Origin of the sequence: Ornithinimicrobium sp. INDO-MA30-4 (genome assembly GCF_021535045.1) — a bacterium.
Classification (GTDB): Bacteria; Actinomycetota; Actinomycetes; order Actinomycetales; family Dermatophilaceae; genus Ornithinicoccus.
Map to the genome: position 1 here is coordinate 1,711,010 of NZ_CP091056.1, position 15,649 is coordinate 1,726,658.

The 15,649-nt window shown below is 60.5% G+C and carries 25 protein-coding genes and 3 pseudogenes; 7 read left to right on the plus strand and 21 right to left on the minus strand.

Annotation, left to right across the window (positions count from 1 at the left end):
* The first annotated feature begins 121 nt into the window (after positions 1 to 121).
* The 3 genes from L0A91_RS09990 to L0A91_RS10000 all read left to right on the plus strand — a co-directional run bounded on the left by L0A91_RS09990 (position 122) and on the right by L0A91_RS10000 (position 982).
* Positions 122 to 400: a hemolysin III family protein gene (locus L0A91_RS09990; protein ID WP_235244286.1), complete on the plus strand. Its 279-nt coding sequence runs from the start codon at positions 122 to 124 to the stop codon at positions 398 to 400.
* 145 nt (positions 401 to 545) lie between these two features.
* Complete coding sequence (locus tag L0A91_RS09995) at positions 546 to 761, plus strand: hypothetical protein (RefSeq protein WP_235244288.1); 216 nt, start codon at positions 546 to 548, stop codon at positions 759 to 761.
* A gap of 44 nt (positions 762 to 805) precedes the next feature.
* The gene (locus L0A91_RS10000) at positions 806 to 982 is read left to right on the plus strand and encodes a hypothetical protein (RefSeq protein ID WP_235244290.1); all 177 of its coding nucleotides are present in this window, start codon (positions 806 to 808) and stop codon (positions 980 to 982) included.
* 120 nt (positions 983 to 1,102) lie between these two features.
* Here the strand turns inward: L0A91_RS10000 and L0A91_RS10005 are convergent, their stop codons facing one another.
* From L0A91_RS10005 to L0A91_RS18985, 10 genes and pseudogenes are all read right to left on the minus strand, one after another.
* Positions 1,103 to 1,252 (minus strand): YdeI/OmpD-associated family protein, encoded by a 150-nt coding sequence (locus L0A91_RS10005; RefSeq protein ID WP_235244291.1) that lies wholly within the window; start codon positions 1,250 to 1,252, stop codon positions 1,103 to 1,105.
* A 34-nt stretch (positions 1,253 to 1,286) separates the two neighbouring features.
* Complete coding sequence (locus L0A91_RS10010) at positions 1,287 to 1,940, minus strand: bifunctional 2-polyprenyl-6-hydroxyphenol methylase/3-demethylubiquinol 3-O-methyltransferase UbiG (RefSeq protein ID WP_235244294.1); 654 nt, start codon at positions 1,938 to 1,940, stop codon at positions 1,287 to 1,289.
* A 100-nt stretch (positions 1,941 to 2,040) separates the two neighbouring features.
* Positions 2,041 to 2,610 (minus strand): hypothetical protein, encoded by a 570-nt coding sequence (locus L0A91_RS10015; protein WP_235244296.1) that lies wholly within the window; start codon positions 2,608 to 2,610, stop codon positions 2,041 to 2,043.
* The gene (locus L0A91_RS10020) at positions 2,604 to 3,065 is read right to left on the minus strand and encodes an LD-carboxypeptidase (protein ID WP_235244301.1); all 462 of its coding nucleotides are present in this window, start codon (positions 3,063 to 3,065) and stop codon (positions 2,604 to 2,606) included. Before L0A91_RS10020 ends, L0A91_RS10015 begins: the two co-directional genes overlap by 7 nt.
* A 36-nt stretch (positions 3,066 to 3,101) precedes the next feature.
* Positions 3,102 to 3,760: pseudogene (locus tag L0A91_RS10025) on the minus strand (methionine ABC transporter permease).
* Positions 3,760 to 3,873 carry an NIL domain-containing protein gene (locus tag L0A91_RS18965; protein WP_311197768.1) on the minus strand — a complete coding sequence of 38 codons (114 nt, stop codon included), beginning with the start codon at positions 3,871 to 3,873 and terminating at the stop codon, positions 3,760 to 3,762. The pseudogene L0A91_RS10025 and the gene L0A91_RS18965 overlap by 1 nt, the downstream one beginning before the upstream one ends.
* On the minus strand, positions 3,846 to 4,229 hold the full coding sequence (locus L0A91_RS18970) for a hypothetical protein (protein WP_311197769.1): 384 nt from the start codon (positions 4,227 to 4,229) through the stop codon (positions 3,846 to 3,848). The genes L0A91_RS18965 and L0A91_RS18970 overlap by 28 nt, the downstream gene beginning before the upstream one ends.
* Positions 4,184 to 4,690, minus strand: a complete 507-nt coding sequence (locus L0A91_RS18975) for an ATP-binding cassette domain-containing protein (protein WP_311198160.1) — start codon at positions 4,688 to 4,690, stop codon at positions 4,184 to 4,186. The genes L0A91_RS18970 and L0A91_RS18975 overlap by 46 nt, the downstream gene beginning before the upstream one ends.
* A 138-nt stretch (positions 4,691 to 4,828) precedes the next feature.
* Complete coding sequence (locus tag L0A91_RS18980; RefSeq protein WP_311197770.1) at positions 4,829 to 5,281, minus strand: MetQ/NlpA family ABC transporter substrate-binding protein; 453 nt, start codon at positions 5,279 to 5,281, stop codon at positions 4,829 to 4,831.
* Complete coding sequence (locus L0A91_RS18985; RefSeq protein ID WP_311197771.1) at positions 5,196 to 5,747, minus strand: MetQ/NlpA family ABC transporter substrate-binding protein; 552 nt, start codon at positions 5,745 to 5,747, stop codon at positions 5,196 to 5,198. Before L0A91_RS18985 ends, L0A91_RS18980 begins: the two co-directional genes overlap by 86 nt.
* A 441-nt stretch (positions 5,748 to 6,188) precedes the next feature.
* Here L0A91_RS18985 and L0A91_RS10040 point away from each other — a divergent pair, with 441 nt between their 5' ends.
* From L0A91_RS10040 to L0A91_RS10050, 3 genes are all read left to right on the plus strand, one after another.
* The gene (locus L0A91_RS10040) at positions 6,189 to 6,503 is read left to right on the plus strand and encodes a hypothetical protein (RefSeq protein WP_235244302.1); all 315 of its coding nucleotides are present in this window, start codon (positions 6,189 to 6,191) and stop codon (positions 6,501 to 6,503) included.
* Positions 6,500 to 6,877, plus strand: a complete 378-nt coding sequence (locus L0A91_RS10045) for an MBL fold metallo-hydrolase (protein WP_397333701.1) — start codon at positions 6,500 to 6,502, stop codon at positions 6,875 to 6,877. The genes L0A91_RS10040 and L0A91_RS10045 overlap by 4 nt, the downstream gene beginning before the upstream one ends.
* Before the next feature lie 138 nt (positions 6,878 to 7,015).
* Entirely contained in the window at positions 7,016 to 8,059 is a 1,044-nt protein-coding gene (locus L0A91_RS10050) for an alkyl sulfatase dimerization domain-containing protein (protein ID WP_235244306.1), read from the plus strand.
* Between the two features lie 40 nt (positions 8,060 to 8,099).
* Here the strand turns inward: L0A91_RS10050 and L0A91_RS10055 are convergent, their stop codons facing one another.
* The 10 genes and pseudogenes from L0A91_RS10055 to L0A91_RS10100 form a co-directional block, all read right to left on the minus strand.
* The gene (locus tag L0A91_RS10055) at positions 8,100 to 8,561 is read right to left on the minus strand and encodes an SRPBCC family protein (protein WP_235244308.1); all 462 of its coding nucleotides are present in this window, start codon (positions 8,559 to 8,561) and stop codon (positions 8,100 to 8,102) included.
* Positions 8,562 to 8,606: 45 nt separating this feature from the next.
* Positions 8,607 to 8,915, minus strand: coding sequence for a hypothetical protein (locus tag L0A91_RS10060; protein WP_235246685.1), 309 nt, complete (start codon positions 8,913 to 8,915; stop codon positions 8,607 to 8,609).
* A 68-nt stretch (positions 8,916 to 8,983) separates the two neighbouring features.
* Positions 8,984 to 9,076, minus strand: a pseudogene (locus L0A91_RS10065) (4-hydroxybenzoyl-CoA thioesterase); the annotation flags it as partial.
* Between the two features lie 121 nt (positions 9,077 to 9,197).
* A complete protein-coding gene (locus L0A91_RS10070) occupies positions 9,198 to 9,722 on the minus strand; it encodes a discoidin domain-containing protein (protein ID WP_235244310.1) in 525 nt (174 codons plus the stop codon).
* On the minus strand, positions 9,709 to 10,092 hold the full coding sequence (locus L0A91_RS10075; RefSeq protein WP_235244311.1) for a hypothetical protein: 384 nt from the start codon (positions 10,090 to 10,092) through the stop codon (positions 9,709 to 9,711). The genes L0A91_RS10070 and L0A91_RS10075 overlap by 14 nt, the downstream gene beginning before the upstream one ends.
* A 52-nt stretch (positions 10,093 to 10,144) precedes the next feature.
* Entirely contained in the window at positions 10,145 to 11,347 is a 1,203-nt protein-coding gene (locus tag L0A91_RS10080) for a geranylgeranyl reductase family protein (protein ID WP_311197772.1), read from the minus strand.
* 121 nt (positions 11,348 to 11,468) lie between these two features.
* Positions 11,469 to 11,762 (minus strand): hypothetical protein, encoded by a 294-nt coding sequence (locus L0A91_RS10085; RefSeq protein WP_235244312.1) that lies wholly within the window; start codon positions 11,760 to 11,762, stop codon positions 11,469 to 11,471.
* A 27-nt stretch (positions 11,763 to 11,789) separates the two neighbouring features.
* Positions 11,790 to 12,335, minus strand: coding sequence for a Na/Pi symporter (locus tag L0A91_RS10090; protein WP_235244313.1), 546 nt, complete (start codon positions 12,333 to 12,335; stop codon positions 11,790 to 11,792).
* Positions 12,336 to 12,349: 14 nt separating this feature from the next.
* Positions 12,350 to 12,529, minus strand: a complete 180-nt coding sequence (locus L0A91_RS10095) for a hypothetical protein (protein WP_235244314.1) — start codon at positions 12,527 to 12,529, stop codon at positions 12,350 to 12,352.
* Positions 12,526 to 13,014: a Na/Pi symporter gene (locus L0A91_RS10100; protein ID WP_235244316.1), complete on the minus strand. Its 489-nt coding sequence runs from the start codon at positions 13,012 to 13,014 to the stop codon at positions 12,526 to 12,528. Before L0A91_RS10100 ends, L0A91_RS10095 begins: the two co-directional genes overlap by 4 nt.
* Positions 13,015 to 13,189: 175 nt before the next feature.
* Here L0A91_RS10100 and L0A91_RS10105 point away from each other — a divergent pair.
* Positions 13,190 to 14,857, plus strand: a pseudogene (locus L0A91_RS10105) (alpha-glucosidase).
* Here the strand turns inward: L0A91_RS10105 and L0A91_RS10110 are convergent.
* A complete protein-coding gene (locus tag L0A91_RS10110) occupies positions 14,854 to 15,636 on the minus strand; it encodes a CocE/NonD family hydrolase C-terminal non-catalytic domain-containing protein (protein WP_235244318.1) in 783 nt (260 codons plus the stop codon). The pseudogene L0A91_RS10105 and the gene L0A91_RS10110 overlap by 4 nt on opposite strands.
* Positions 15,637 to 15,649: the final 13 nt, after the last annotated feature.

Below are 15,649 nucleotides of genomic sequence, written 5' to 3' on the forward strand. Positions count from 1 at the left end.
CATCCAGCGCCTGAACCACGACAACAAGCCCTCACCAAACGCAGGCGCGCGGCCATGGAGTGGGTGCGTTAGTCCCTGCCCGACACCAACTAATCCCGCCTAATCTGGAAAGATCAACCACATGACGGCGACGAGCAGAGATCACAGCGTCCACGTCACGGACGAACGGATCAACACCATCTCCCACCTGGTGGGTGCCTGCTTCGCGGTTCTTGGCGCTGCACTGCTGATCAGCCAAGCGGCCGCCGACGGTGACCCGTGGAAGATCGTCGGCGTCAGCATTTACAGCGCCTCGCTGATCATCCTGTTTGTCTGCAGCACCCTGCACCACGGGCTCGATCGCGGGCCACTCGTCAACGACATTTTGCGCACCCTGGACTACACGTCCGTGTTCTTTTGATCGCCGGCACGGTCACGCCCATCGTGCTGGTCTTAGTGCGCGACTCGTTTGGCTGGGCCGTGTTGGGCGCCGTCTGGTTTGTCGCAATTGCCGGGATCGTCGGGCGCTCGGTATGGCGTGACGTGCCCAGTGGGTCACCAACACCTTGTTTATTGTGCTGGGTTGGATGCCTTCGGTGCTGGTGTTTAGCGGCGTCGACCTCCCGATTGGCGCGCTGGCGCTGATGGCTGCCGGTGGCCTGTTCTACAGCGTCGGCTTTGTCATCTTCATCATCGAAAGCCCAATCCCGTGCCGGGTGTTTTTGGCTTCCACGAGATCTGGCATTTGCTCGTGCTGGTCGCCTCCGCGCTGCAATACGTAATGATCTACGTCTACGTCCTCTGACCTATCGACACAGGAGTCACTATGGACAAGGTCGACCTCACGCAGCAGATGCCCACCTATGCCACCAGGCTGGGCAGGTTTGACCTTGTCGAGGTGCCAGCTATGCAGTTCTTGATGGTTGGCGGGCCCGGCGATTCCAACTCGGCCCCGGAAAAACTGAAGACCATCCTGCGTCAGCCAGTCGAACACTCGCACTAGGGCAGTTCAGGAACCGTTCTTGTCCCGGTGGCTACAACCGGGCCAGCAGCACGGGCGCCGCTTGCCCTCGTCAAGTTCTTCGCGGGTCCGGCGGATGCGACGCTCACGCGTTTTGGCTTGCTAGGCGTCTTCGACCCAACAGATGAACTCGTTGCGGGCCAGTGGCGTGATGTCGAGCCACAACTCCAGCGTGCTCGGGTGAGCTTCTAGGTCAGCCCGCAGATCATCAGGGAGTTCATGCACTGGTCCGGCCGGGATTTTCGTCGCCATGCCTTCGACTCTAGCGCCCAGTCTGGCTCGCGATTCAGATCGCGCGTGCGACAAAGACCCATTGCCGCCCAGGTCGATCTGGGGCGTCGCGCACTTCGCTGACGTCAAACCCGGCAACGCCCAAGGCAGCCTCGATCGATGACCGTGACCGGAAAGCCAACGTTGAGACGGCGCGGATCTGCTCGCCAGACGACAACTCGTCGATGTTGGTGAACGTCACCAGATCCACTTGAGCACGATGTGTCACCTCATCGATCGTGGTGGACGACGAAACCTGGCCATAGTGCCCGGCATCAAACTGATGGGGCAGGCCCTTCTCGCCCCAGGACCGCCAGGCCTCGACCTCCCGAATCCGCGCCTCAAACACCAGGTGCCCGCCAACATCCAGCGCTGCCCGGCAACGCTGAAGCACTCCGGCCCACTGGTCATCATCGGCAAAGACCATCGCGGTGTTGGCGGTCATGGTCACGGCATCGACCTTGACCGGCAGCGCATCTTCGAGATAGCCGTGCACCCATCGGGCCCGGTCAGCGCCTGGAACACGGCGAGCGCGCTCAATCATTGCCCCAGCAGGCTCAACGCCCACTACTCGATAGCCGCGCTCCAGCAGCATGTGCCCCAATACCCCGGTGCCACAGCCCACGTCCAGAGCCGAGCGAGCCCCCCAACTCATCAAGCAAGTCGGCATAAATCACCAGATCATCGCGAAACCCCTCTTCGATGTCATAGATCTCAGCAATCCTGGGTCATCAAATTCAGAGGTCGGCACAGTGCGCGCTCCCATTGGGCTAAGCCAGCGTCTGGGTGATCGACGAGCCCGCCGTCCCATTGCGGAGCGTCGCTTGGGAACCCTCAACCAGTGGCATGAACGGTGCGATGTGACCGACTTCAACATCAGCCACAATCGGGATCTCCAGATCACCGAGGGCATGCCGAACAGCATCGTGCTGCGACAACTGTTCGCTGCCCGATCCCCTCGTCCGGCCAATGACAACACCGTTTACGCGATCGAACCAACCAGCCAAGCGCAGCCCCAACAGCCTGCGAGCGACCTCATCCGAGTCTGCTTCGGAAGCTTCCAAGTGGATGATTAACCCATCGGACGCATACCTCTGCGCAAAGGCAGCGACATCGCCATACGCCGTGCCGGCCAAATTGGCGACGGTTTCGAGGCATCCACCGATCAGGCGACCGCTCACTTCAACGTCGCCCTCGCCATCCAGTCGCTTCCACTCGTTTGGCGTGTGCAGCGCGAACTCCGAAAGACTCGGGTGGGCGCGGAAATCATCCCAGCCATGCTCTTTGTATGCCGGGGCTGCCCCTTGCTTAACGGTTGCGCCTGGCTCAGCGCTCACCATGTCGAGCCAATGCCGTAGCGGCAGCGGCGGATCAAAGGGGTTTCGGCCAGGTTTGACCCATGCAGCGATGCCACGCCCCCAAGAACCGTCAGCGGAAAAGTCAGTGTCGAGGTGTCTGAGTAACCCACGAGCCAGGTCGGATCAGCCGCTAGCGCCTCAAAGTCGAGCAGGTGCAGCAGGTCGGTGCCTAAAGCCCCACCCCACGGCGGCACGACAGCCCGCACTGCCGGGTCGGTCATCATCTCCATCAGCTCGGCCGCTCGATCTGCAGCCGGAGCGCTGGTCACACCCCCGCCGTAGAAGCACTCACCCAGCCTGACCTCATACCCACGCTTTCGCAGTCCCTCCATCGCAAACTCCATGCGCGGGCGGAAAGGTTCGCCCACACCCGATGATGGCGCGGTCACGCCGATGGTGTCGCCGGGGGCTAACGGTCGCGGAAACTTGATCGCCATTCCGCCACCCTAGCCATGAGCGGCAACCTGGGTGGCCTATCGCCGCAGAGCCTTGCGCGCCAGCCAGTTGCCAAAGAACTGCACCAACTGCACGATCACGATGATGGCGATGACCGCTGCCCAGGTCACGACATAGTCGTACTGGCGATAGCCATACTGGATGGCGAAGTTTCGATGCCGCCACCGCCGATAAATCCAGCAACCGCAGACATGTCGATCACCGCGACAATGGCGAACGTATAGCCCAAGATCAGCGGCCCGAGAGCCTCGGGGATCAGCACCGTGAAGATGATCCGCAATGGACTGCACCCCATCGACCGAGCAGCCTCAATGACGCCCTCGGGCACCGACACCAGGTTTTGCTCCACCAACCGGGAAATACCAAAGGTGGCGGCCAGCGAAATCGCAAAAATGGCTGCCGGGTCACCAATTCCCGTGCCCACCACCTCACGAGCCAGCGGCTGGACGGCTGCGATAAAGATGATGAAAGGGATCGGTCGGAAGGTGTTGACCAGCACGTTGAGGACGGTGTTGACCGCGCGCTGCTGCAGCACGCCGCCAGCCCTCGTGGTGTACAGCGCGAGCCCAACCAAAAGGCCACCAAGCCCACCAAAAGCAAGTGAGATCGAGACGATCTTGAGCGTCTCAAGGACCGCCTGCCAAAACAACGGCTGCAGTTCAAGGAGCGATTCCATCAGGCCACCTCTGTGACTTCTGCGACTGCGCGAATGGCAGTCAACGCACCCGCGATCTCGGCATCTGAGCCTTGCAGCGCCATCGTCAAATGCCCGAAGGGCCGGCCCTGCACCTCGTTGATCCCACCGAAAACCAACTCGAACTGGACACCTGCGGCGCCCAACTTTGGAAGACCTCACCTTGGGAGGCGGCACCGTCGGTGAACGAAACGGTCACCAACGTGCCGGTATGCCGGTCGCGCAGCATTGCCGCTTCGCCGGCGGTTGGCACGCCCTTCACGACCGTGCCGACAAACTTGCGACTCGCTGCATGTTGCGGGTGAGCAAACACGTCAAAGACCTCGCCATGCTCGACCACCCGGCCTGCTTCCATCACCGCCACGTGGGTGGCCAGCGACTGAATCACTTCCATCTCATGCGTGATCAGCACCATGGTGATCCCCAGATCGGTGTTGGCTCGGCGCAGCAACTCCAAGACCTCGCTGGTGGTCTCCGGATCCAAGCGCTGGTGGCCTCATCGGCCAGCAGCAAGGTCGGATTCGGCGCCAACGCCCGCGCAATGCCGACCCGCTGTTTTTGGCCCCCAGAAAGTTGCTCGGGGTAGTTGCTCGCCTTGTCGGCTAGGCCGACAAAATCAAGCATCTCCTGGGCACGTGCCCGAGCGCTCGCACCAGACATACCCGATTGGCGTAGTGGGAAGGCCACGTTGCCAAGCACCGTGCGCGACGCGAACAGGTTGAACTGCTGAAAGATCATCCCGATGTTGCGTCTGGCGACCCGCAACTGCTTGCCGCTCAACGCAGCGATGTCTTGGCCGTCGACCAGGATCTGGCCCTCGTTGATGGGCTCCAGAGCATTGATGAGCCGGACTAGCGTGGACTTGCCGGCACCCGAATAGCCGATCACTCCGCACATCACCAGCGGCAACATCAAGTGACACATCGTCGACCGCGAGCACACTGGTCGATGTGCGACGCTGGGCAGCAAACCTCTTCGTGACGCCACGAAGACTCACGAGGGTTGGTGATCGCCGACGGCTTCGTTGTGGTTGACGAGAGCCATCGGCGCTTAGCCCTGAGCCGCGTTGTCGGCCTCGGTCTGAGCAAGGCTGTCGACCAGTTCATCGACCGGAGTGGTCAACATCACCGCAGTGCCGCCGGAGTTTTCGACAACTCCTGCCTGCACTTCATCGTTGCTCTGATAGAGCTCAACCAACTTGAGGTATGTCTCGTTGTCGACATCGTCAGCGTTGGAGGCCCAGACGTTGATGTAGCCCTGAGCAGCCGGGTCCGTCGGGTCATCCGAGGCCAGGATGTCATCGCCAGTCAAGCCCGCCTTGTCCGCGAAGTCGTTGTTGATCACACCGCCAGCGACATCAGGCAAGGAAGTCGCCACCAATGCAGGGTCGAGTTCGGTGACCTCGACCTTGGAGTCATCAGCGATGATGTCGGCGGGAGTTGAGTAGGAGAGCCACCGCCCTCGAGGGCGATAAGCCCGGCAGACTGGAGCACCAAAGGGCACGAGCCCGGTTTGACGGGTCGCTGGGAATCGCAATCTCGGCGCCGTCCGGGATGGCTTCGACGGAGTCATACTGTGTCGAATACAGCGGAAGCGGGTAAATCGCGGTCGAACCGATCGGCTGCAGGTCGGCTTCGGCCGTGACGTTGTATTCGGCCAAGTAGACGATGTGCTGGAACTGGTTGAGGTCGATCTCGTTCTCGGAAAGTGCCGGGTTGGGCTGGTTGTAGTCGGCAAAGTCCACGATCTCGACCGAAATGCCTTCAGCCTCGGCGGCATCGGTGAAAGTCGCCCAATACGGATCTGAAGCACCCACGACACCGACCGTGACCGGATTGTCCGCCGTGCCTTCTGCTGCGGTGTCGTCTGTCGAGGTGCCACCGCAAGCTGTGACCATCGCCATCACGGGGACTCCAACGGTGGCAGCCACCAACGAGCGACGGAAAATTGGGCGACGAACAGCAAACATGACGATCCTCTCGGTAGTGCCTGCCCGCCGTTGAGTTGTTGGCACGCTTGTCTCTCCCCGTTGATGAGGCAAAGCGCGCCGGGCGGTGTCAGGCATAAACGAGTCTAGGCGCAGATTATGCGTTCACTTGACAATTACTAGCGGATTAGACGCATTGGTAACGATATAATCGGCATCTTCCAGCAGATACTTCGTCATCAACGTCACTCCCCGCACGATCAACTAGGGGCCAAGCGCCAATCCGTAGGAGATTTTTGCGACCGGGAGCACTCCGCCGAAGGGCTCGTGCAGTCTCGAACCAATGCACTGAATGATTCTGTTGGGGCACAAAGGTATTCATTTACCGGCACCAAAAGCCCACTCATACCTTCTCTTTTCCATGGTGCATATGGCTGCACGGAGCAGTATTCACCCACGGCCAACGCCCAGAATGGAGTTCTCGTGAGCAGCCACAAGAACGCAACCCAGCCGATTGTCGACAGCAACAACGCCCTTCTGGACTCTTTGCCCTTCGACAACACCCAGGATTTCGAGGACGCTGACCGCGGGTTCGTCGCAGCACTTGAGCCAGGCGTTGTCCGCAACGCCGACGGGCAGGTCGTGTGGGACAACGACACCTATGCCTTCCTTGACGGAGATGCCCCAGACACCGTTAACCCCAGCCTTTGGCGGCAGTCAAGCTCGTTGCCAGGCAAGGCCTCTACGAAGTCGTTGAGGGCATTTATCAGGTCCGTGGGTTTGACCTGTCGAATGTGACTTTCATCGAAGGCCACTCGGGCATCATCGTCATTGACCCGCTGATCTCGACTGAAACGGCTGCTGCTGCCCTCGCGCTCTATCGCCAGCACCGCGGAGACCGTGAGGTCCGTGCGCTGATCTATACGCACAGCCATATCGACCACTTGGGGGCGTCTTCGGTGTCGCTTCTCAAGATGACGTCGACGCGGGGCGCATTCAGATTATTGCTCCCGAGGGCCTCGTTGAAGAAGCCGTGGCCGAGAACGTGTTCGCTGGCACCGCCATGGGCCGACGTGCTGGCTATATGTATGGGGCCGCGCTTGAGCGGAGCCCGCAGGGAGCAGTCGGGGCAGGCTTGGGGCAAACCACCTCCACTGGGCAGGCCGGCTTGATCGTCCCCACGCTCGACATCAGCACCACGGGCGAAAACCACACCATTGATGGCGTGGAGATCGAATTTCAGATGGCGCCCGGCACCGAGGCCCCCTGTGAGATGCACTTCTACTTCCCCCGAGTTCCGCGCACTGTGCATGGCCGAGAATGCCACGCATACCTTGCACAACGTGCTCACACTTCGTGGTGCAGTTGTCCGCGATCCACATGTCTGGTCTGCCTACCTCACCGAAGCGATTGCGACTTTCAGCGGCCGCACCGATGTCGCTTTCGCATCCCACCATTGGCCGACGTGGGGTCAGGACCGGGTCGATACCTTCCTGTCCACCCAGCGCGACCTCTACGCCTATCTGCATGACCAGACGCTTCGGCTGGCCAACCAAGGCCACACCGGCAGTGAAATTGCCGAGATGTTCACCCTCTCGCCGGCGCTAGAGCAGGCTTGGAACGCACATGGCTATTACGGATCGGTCAGCCACAACGTCAAGGCGATCTATCAACGCTATCTCGGCTGGTTTGATGGCAACCCTGCACGCCTGTGGCCACACCCGCCGGCCGAGCTTTCCTCGCGCTATGTCGAGGCGATCGGTGGCCTCGACCGTGTCGTGGGGCTAGCCCAGACCGCCTTTGACGCCGGCGATTTCCGGTGGGCCGCCACCTTGCTCGATCACGCGATCTTCACCAATGAACACCATCAGGCTGCCCGTGATCTGTATGCCGACACGTTGGAGCAGCTCGGCTATGGGTCGGAAAATGGCAGTTGGCGAAACTTCTTCCTCTCCGGATCCACTGAGCTGCGCGGCAGCAACTTTGGCACGCCCACGAAGACGGATGCGCCAGCCATCATGGCTCAACTCAGCGCCACGCAACTTTTTGACGCGATTGCGGTAGCGGTGAACGGGCCAGCGGCTTGGAATCTTGATCTCGTGTTGGACATCACGATTTTGGATACCGAAACCAACTATCGGGTGACGCTGCGCAATGGCGTTTTGGTCTACCTCGAGCAGGAAGCCCGCGAGGACGCGGCTGCGACCATTCGGCTGCAGAAGTCGCGCCTCCTCGCCCTCGTTGCTGGCGACGCCACCTCCCCCGGCATTGACGCCGAAGGAGACGATTCACTCTCGCAACTGATGTCTGTGCTTGACCCGGGTGACGACAACTTCAACATCGTCACTCCCTAGGCGCCGAGCAGCGGCTGGCGGCCAGGGAAACTCATCACCTTTAGGCGGTATCTTCCTCGGCCGCGAGCTTGAGTTTGCGCAACGTTTCAACAATCCCGGCACGGTTCTTGGTCGGGAAGTTTGCCTTCTCCAACATCTTCGCGGGCAAGCCTTTATAGCGGGAGTAGTCGAAAGACTCCGTCACGACCGTTTCGCTTTCCCCAATAGGACGCAGTTCATAGCGCCAGCGGTGCCCGCCAAAGTGGCGCCAAGCTATCAGGGTTCCCTCTTCGAATTCCACCACTCGGTTGCTGATCTTGTAGGGCACGCCAAACATTTTCATTTGCGCGCCGAACTCCGCCCCACGGCTTAACCGCTCGGGCCCCAGGGTGACCGACTTCACCGTGCCTGACCCATCAATGCGCGAATGCTGACGCGGGTCAGCCACGATGTTGAAAATCGCGGACGCCGGGGCGTTGATCACCATCGACTCGGACACAATCTGCTCTGCTGGGCTAGTCAATTGCCTCATCCTCACTGTTCGTTGGTGTTTAGACCTTACGCTCGCTTAGTGGGTGGCCTCGTCGCTGGCGGGCACAACCGGTGCAACCTCTTTCCACACGCTCGGTGCGTCGCTACGGGTTGAGGGCAACCGGGTTGCCTCAGCCCACTGCACCGCCCACTCGGGCACGACAGGGATCGCCGTGCCTGGCTCCACGCCCAACATGTCCAGCAACTCAGCCATCATCACCGTGCCGCCGCTCTTGCGGATAAACCGGGCCCGGACGAACGCTTGAGCATAGATTTCGCCATCGACAACAAACCGCTGCTCCATGTATGCGCCACGCTCGTCAAACCCAGCAACTCGCGTCTCCAACACATACTTTTGAAGGGGCTGAGTGACTTACGAAAAGTCATCGATTCCTGAGCCGCCACCGGGTAAACCCCGTGTGGCTTGAGCGCGTTGGCCATCCCGGACCTGATCATCAAGTCGACTCGGCCCAAGTCCATGATCGAAAAATAGATTCCGTTGTTCATGTGGCCGAGGGCATCAAGGTCAGTTGGTCGCACCCACAGGTTTAACCGGCCGACATCGAGAAGCCCACACGAGGCTCCACGAGAGGCCTTAATCGAGAGCAACAGCAACTGCAAAAACGATTCATGGTGCGGTGTAAACCTCTATCTCGGCGGCACCGGTGTTTCCGCCGGTGGTGGTGTCGGCAGCAAAGGTGACCTCTTGGCCCATAGCGCTCAACTCCTCGACGGCCAACCCCTGGCCAACTTCGAATGGCCCAAACTCTTCGCCGTCAACACTGACCGTATAACTCTCAACGACTGCGGTGCCATCGCTCATCGAGCGGGTCCGATAGCCCACACCCACGATGTCCGTCGAGGCTCCAAGATCAATGGTGATGCTGGCATCGTCGCCGTCGCCATCGGTCGACCATTCGCTAGTCGGGTTGCCATCGATCGCTAAAGCTCCGGCAAAGTCCTCGGAGAACTCTGAACTGACCTCGACGACCGTTGCATCAAGCGCGGCGTTCGGCCCCAACTCATCGGTTTCTGCTGCGACCGGAGTCGTGAAGGTGTACATCTGACTTTGATAAAGATTGCCGTCGATACCGGTGCCCTGTAGCCGATAGAAGTATTCGGTGTCAGGCTGGAGCCCCTCAAGCAAGGGCATGTGCTCTGTGCACGCCGCCTGCCATATCGGAGTCGGTGGCGATAAGGCCCAACTCTTCGGTCTCGCCGAAGACAATAGCGCAAGCCATATCGATAGTGGTCGTGAGCGGCATCGTCGCGAAGGTGCCACTGGGATCGATGTTGAAAACCGGATCCGCCTCAACCACGTCTTCGGCGGGAAGAACCCTGGCCTGAGCCGGGGCGGAGGATATGTCTGCGGTGCTGCCGTCATCCGATCCCACAGAAGCGTCGTCACCGGAACAGGCCGTGAGGCCCAGGACGGCAATAGCCGCCAGTCCCCCTACGTGCTGTGTTGCCTTGCGCGCTGGTGTGGCGCGAGTCGTGCCGACTGCTGTTCGCTGGCGTCCCATACCTACACACTACGAGGCAGGTCCGACAGTAGCTCGGATAACTACGCGGCACTCAACTAAATGGCGGTCGCGCGTCGACCTTGACCGACGCTTTGCCCGCCCAACGCCATACTTGCGCCGCAGCATCCCGGTCTTCGTCAGTGATCAAGTTGCCCATCCAGCGCAGCGCCAACATCATCATCCAGTTGGAGCGCATGCCGATCGGGCCAACAGCCGGGAGCAGGCGCGGGATGGTGACGAGACCGGCCAATCGACGAGCGATCGAGAACGCCTCGCCGTAGTGATCTGTGAGCAGTTGTGGCCAGGCATGATCCAGCGATCCACCCTCATGGATCAACTCAGCCACCATTCGGCCAGTCTCCATGCCGTAGTCGATACCTTCACCGTTCAGCGGGTTCACACATCCAGCCGAGTCGCCAATCAGGGCCCAGTTGGGTCCAGCGACACCCGAGACTGCACCACCCATGGGCAGCATCGCTGACTTGGGCGCCTGCAGATCGCCAGACAGCTTGAAGTCGTCCTTACGCTGGTCAGCGTAGAACTGCATCAAGGGACGCAACTGCACATTCGCCGGCCGCTTGAGAGTTGCCAACGTGCCAACACCGACGTTCACCTGTCCGCCACCTAGCGGGAAGATCCAGCCATACCCACTCAGCAGCTCACCTTCTAAGCCGCGCAGCTCCAGGTGCGAGCTGATCCACGGGTCTTCGGAGCACTCAGACAACAAATATGAGCGAGCAGCAACCCCATAAACCGTGTCGCGGTGCCACTCGCGGCCCAGTAGCCGGCCAAGTTGTGAGCGGACCCCGTCCGCAACGATCAACTGCTGGCAGCGGACCGACTTGCGCTCCCCCTCATGGTCAAAAACGATTCCCTCAACCTTGTCGCCATCCCACAGCACCTCGACTGCGCGTGCACCCTCAGCCCCTTGAGCACCCGACTCCAACGCCTCGGCGCGAATCCGGTCATCCAACTCGGTTCGCGGCACTGCCGACCCGGTCTTGGGCAGGTTGCCATCGGGCCACTCCAGCTCAAGCACCTGGCCAAATCCGTGCGCCCGTAGACCCTTGTTGACCACGTGATCATTGGTCCACTCCTTGAGCCCCAGCCGGTCCAACTCGGCAATCGCACGCGGCGTCAGACCATCGCCACAACTCTTGTCGCGAGGAAAAACAGCAGCATCCGCCAACACGACATCGTGGCCCATACGCGCAGCCCAAGCCGCAGCGGCAGAGCCCGGCGGGGCCAGCTCCAACGACCAAAATCTCTGCCTTGGCGGGTAACGAGGAGAAGTTCACATCAGCCATTGTCCCAGAATCACGAAGTGCGCCGACCCTCAGGGGTACGGCGCACTTCGTGTCAGGATGGGAAGGAAGTTAGATGAGGTGCCCCTGCTCACCATCGTCGTCTCGCTGGTTGGCCTTGGCTTCAGCGTCGCGCTCGTTCATCTCGCGGATAAACTCGATGAAGTAGGTCCAACGGCCACGAGCCTCATTGAGGTCATGCTGAGGCAGGTCCAGGTCAATCCCCGTATGGGCGACCGTGCGACGGTTGCGCAACTCGCCGCGGATGTCGCGCAGGGTCCGCTCGGCGTCGACCAGCATCTGCTCCAGGACATCTTCGGGCAAGGCATCGAGGTCGGGGTGGGCAAAATTCTGTTGCTCAATCATGTGGATTCTCTTCTCTTTGCTAAGTCTTTAGAAGACAAAGACCGAGGCGGCGATGATCAGGCCCGGTAGCAGGAAATACACACCTAAGACCCACGCCACTACATACATCTTGTTCTCCGTGGCGAGGTTCGACAAGGTCTCGGCACCCAGTAGTGGGATCCTCCGCAAGAACGGCACTCCGTAAATGAGCACTGTGGCGAAGACGTTGAAGAGGAGGTGCACGAACGCAATGGTCAATGCCGCCTCGGCGTGCTCATCAGCAGCCATAGACGCGATCAGCGCGGTAGCCGTGGTGCCGATGTTGGCGCCAAGGGTAAAGGGGTAGATCTGTCGCAGGGTGATCGTATTGGCAGCAGCCAACGGCACCATCAACGAGGTGGTGACAGAGGACGACTGCGCGACAACCGTGACGGCCGCACCCGAGGCCATACCGGTGATAGGCCCGCGACCGATACTTTTGTGCAGCAGGTCCTTGGCCCGGCCGACCATCAACTGTCCCAGGATGATCCCCAGGTAGCGGATCACGAGCAAAATGCCAACAGCACCAACCAAGGCGAGCAGGACGCCTTGCACGATCTCGTTGCTGGCTACTGCACCGACAACCGTTTCGGCGATACCAACGAAGGGGCAGTCGCCGTATCGAGGAAGTCAACCTTGCCGGTATCGACACCGCCCGCGCCTTCAAACAAGCCAGCCATCCAGGCCGCACTCTTGGCCAAAAAGCCGGTCGCGATCTCAAGCGGTAAAAAGATGGCCACCGCGGTCAAGTTGAAGAAGTCGTGAATCGTGGCAGCAGCAAACGCACGACGGAAGGGCTCTTTTGCCCAACTGTGCCCAAGCTCGCCAGCGTGTTGGTGACGGTGGTGCCGATGTTGGCACCCATCACCATGGGGACAGCGATGCTGACCGGCAAACCGCCGGCCACCAAGCCGACGATGATGGAGGTCGTCGTGGAACTGGACTGGATCAAGGTGGTGGCCAAAATGCCGATGATCAAGCCGACAAACGGGTTCTCAGCAAAGGCGAACAACTGCTCAGCCTGGCCCCCGGTTGCGCCTTTGAAACCATCACCAATGATCTCGATGAAAGTGATCAGGAAGAAGAACATCGTCGCGACGCCAACCCAGCGAACAACCTTGCCCGCTGGTGTGAGATCCACCTCGACGTGGCCTTCATCGATCTGGGCCAGGTCGAATTGGTTTGGAGCCATCTGAGCCGCTTGCTCAGGCGTCGTATCGCGTGGGGTCGTCATTGTTAGCCCCGCTGCATCAGTCGCTGTTGATTGGTCACACTCAAAACCTAGCGGCTGCAAGACGCCTCGAACACCGCTTCCAGGGATTGTTCAGGCGAGGTCAGCAATTGTTCAACTGCTCGTTACCTTGTATGTGATGGTCGTCACTCCGCGCGCCTCTCGTTAGGCTTGTGTCATGCCATCCACACCTGTTGCCAGTGACCTCCGACCCACCAACGACTGGTGGAAGTCAGCCGTTGTTTACCAGATTTATCCCCGCTCTTTCGCGGATAGCAACGGCGACGGCATTGGCGATCTGCCCGGCATCATCAGCAAACTTGACTACCTCGCTGAGCTGGGTGTCGACGTGGTCTGGATGTCTCCGGCCTATCAGTCGCCGCAGGACGACAACGGCTATGACATCAGTGACTACCAGGAGATGGATCCCACATTTGGGACCTTGACAGACATGGACGTCTTGATCGCTGGGCTGCATGAACGCGGCATCAAACTCGTGATGGACCTCGTGGTCAATCACACCAGCGACGAGCACCCTTGGTTTGTTGAGTCTCGCTCCAGTCGCGACAACCCCAAGCGCGACTGGTACTGGTGGCGCGATGAGCCCGAAACCGAGTGGGAGTCGTTCTTTTCCGGTTCGGTCTGGGAGCACGACGAAACCACCGACAGTCACTACCTGCACCTTTTTCGCGCAAACAGCCCGACCTGAACTGGGAGAACCCGCAGGTCCGCGAGGCTGTCTACGAGATGATGCGCTGGTGGCTGGATCGGGGTGTCGACGGTTTCCGGATGGATGTCATCAACTTGATCTCCAAGAAGTTCAACGCCGACGGCTCGCTGGACAGCGCTGAAAACTCTTACGTCGATGGCCCGCGGATACACGAGTTCATGCAAGAAATGCACCGTGAAGTCCTCGCTGGCCGCAACCTCGTCACCGTGGGAGAAACCCCTGGCGTGACCATCGCAGAGGCGCAGAACTACACCGACCCGACGCGCGACGAGGTCAACATGGTGTTCACCTTTGAGCACATGAACCTTGACACGATCCCGGGCCAATACAAGTGGGGCCACAAGGACCTCTACCTACCGGACCTGAAGAAAAACCTTTCGGCCTGGCAGACCGGCTTGATGGAAACGGGTTGGAACTCTCTCTACTGGGACAATCACGACCAGCCGCGGGCCGTCTCCCGCTTTGGCAACGATGGCGAGCACCGCGTGGCCAGCGCGAAGACCCTGGCCACGGTCCTGCACATGATGCGCGGCACGCCCTACATCTACCAAGGCGAAGAGTTCGGTATGACCAACTCACCTTTCTTTTCCGTCGATGAGTATCAGGACATCGAGTCCCTCAACTGGGCGAAGCAGGCCGCGCAGGAGGGCTGGAGCACTGAGGAGATCACCTTCGCGTTGAGCGTCAAGAGCCGCGACCACGCGCGTACCCCCGTGCAGTGGGATGCCTCCGACAAAGCCGGCTTCACCACGGGGCAGCCGTGGCTGGCGATCAACCCCAACTATGTCGATATTAACGCCGCGGCCGCTGTCGCCGACCCCACCTCCGTGTTCCACCACCACCGGCAGTTGATCAACCTGCGGCACACACGATGTGATCGTGGACGGCGACTACCGACTGTTGCTTCCGCAGGACGAGCAGGTGTTTACCTACGTGCGTTCTCTCGAAAGCAAGCAATTGCTGGTGCTGGCGAACTTCTCGGATGAGCACGTCACCGTCGACCTCGGCGAGGACGCTGGCCTGCTCGATGGCCAAATCTTGCTCTCCACCGATGGCCGCACTGAGGTCCGCCCGAACCTCAGCCCGTGGGAATCGATCGTGGTGCTCAACAGCTAAGCGCCCCCTGACCTAGGAGGCCACCCGTGGGATCTGCTCGTCCCAGACTCGCTGCTGCACCGTCTCGCCATCCCAACGAGCCGTTTGCTGGGCCTGCAGATAAAGGTGTCCTCATCGCAGGTCAGCCGATAGCCGCTAATCACGCTTGCGTTAAATGCCCCGTCGCGCCCCACCTGGTAGCGCCAAGAGATGTTGGCCTCATATCGGCTGGCATCATCTGGGTGCACGGTGTACTCCTCGCGGCACTGTTGGGCCACCCGCAAACCGTGATCCTCAAAGGTCACGTCACCCAGGTCATCCTCGATGGTGACGGTCGTGAGGCCCGTTGCAATATCGGTGCTGACAGTGCGCCGCGGCGAGGCGGCACGGTGCGTGGTCACATGTGCCCCAGCCGCTGCTTCTGGCTCTGAGAGCGGATCGGTGAGGTCTTGACCGGTGAATACCGGCAGCGTCAAGCGCGGCTCACCCGGCAGAACCTGCAGGTCCGAGCGGACCGGTGGCGGTGTCAACAACGGAAAGTTGGCCGACGATATCGACACCCGAAGGCGGTGGCCGACGCCGAGTCGATACCCCGTCATATCGAGGCCCACGGTGATCTCCATCGGCTCCCCAGGCTGCACTGGGCTCAACCGGGCTGGGTCATCGCGCAGTCGCAGATTGAGCACGCCGTAGGTGATTAAGGCACTCCCACCATCGGGCCGGACATCGCTCAAACGCACCGTGACCTGGCCAGCGTTGGTCGCGCTAGCGACAGTCAGGTCAACCTGTGGCTGGCCCAAGATGTCGATGGCC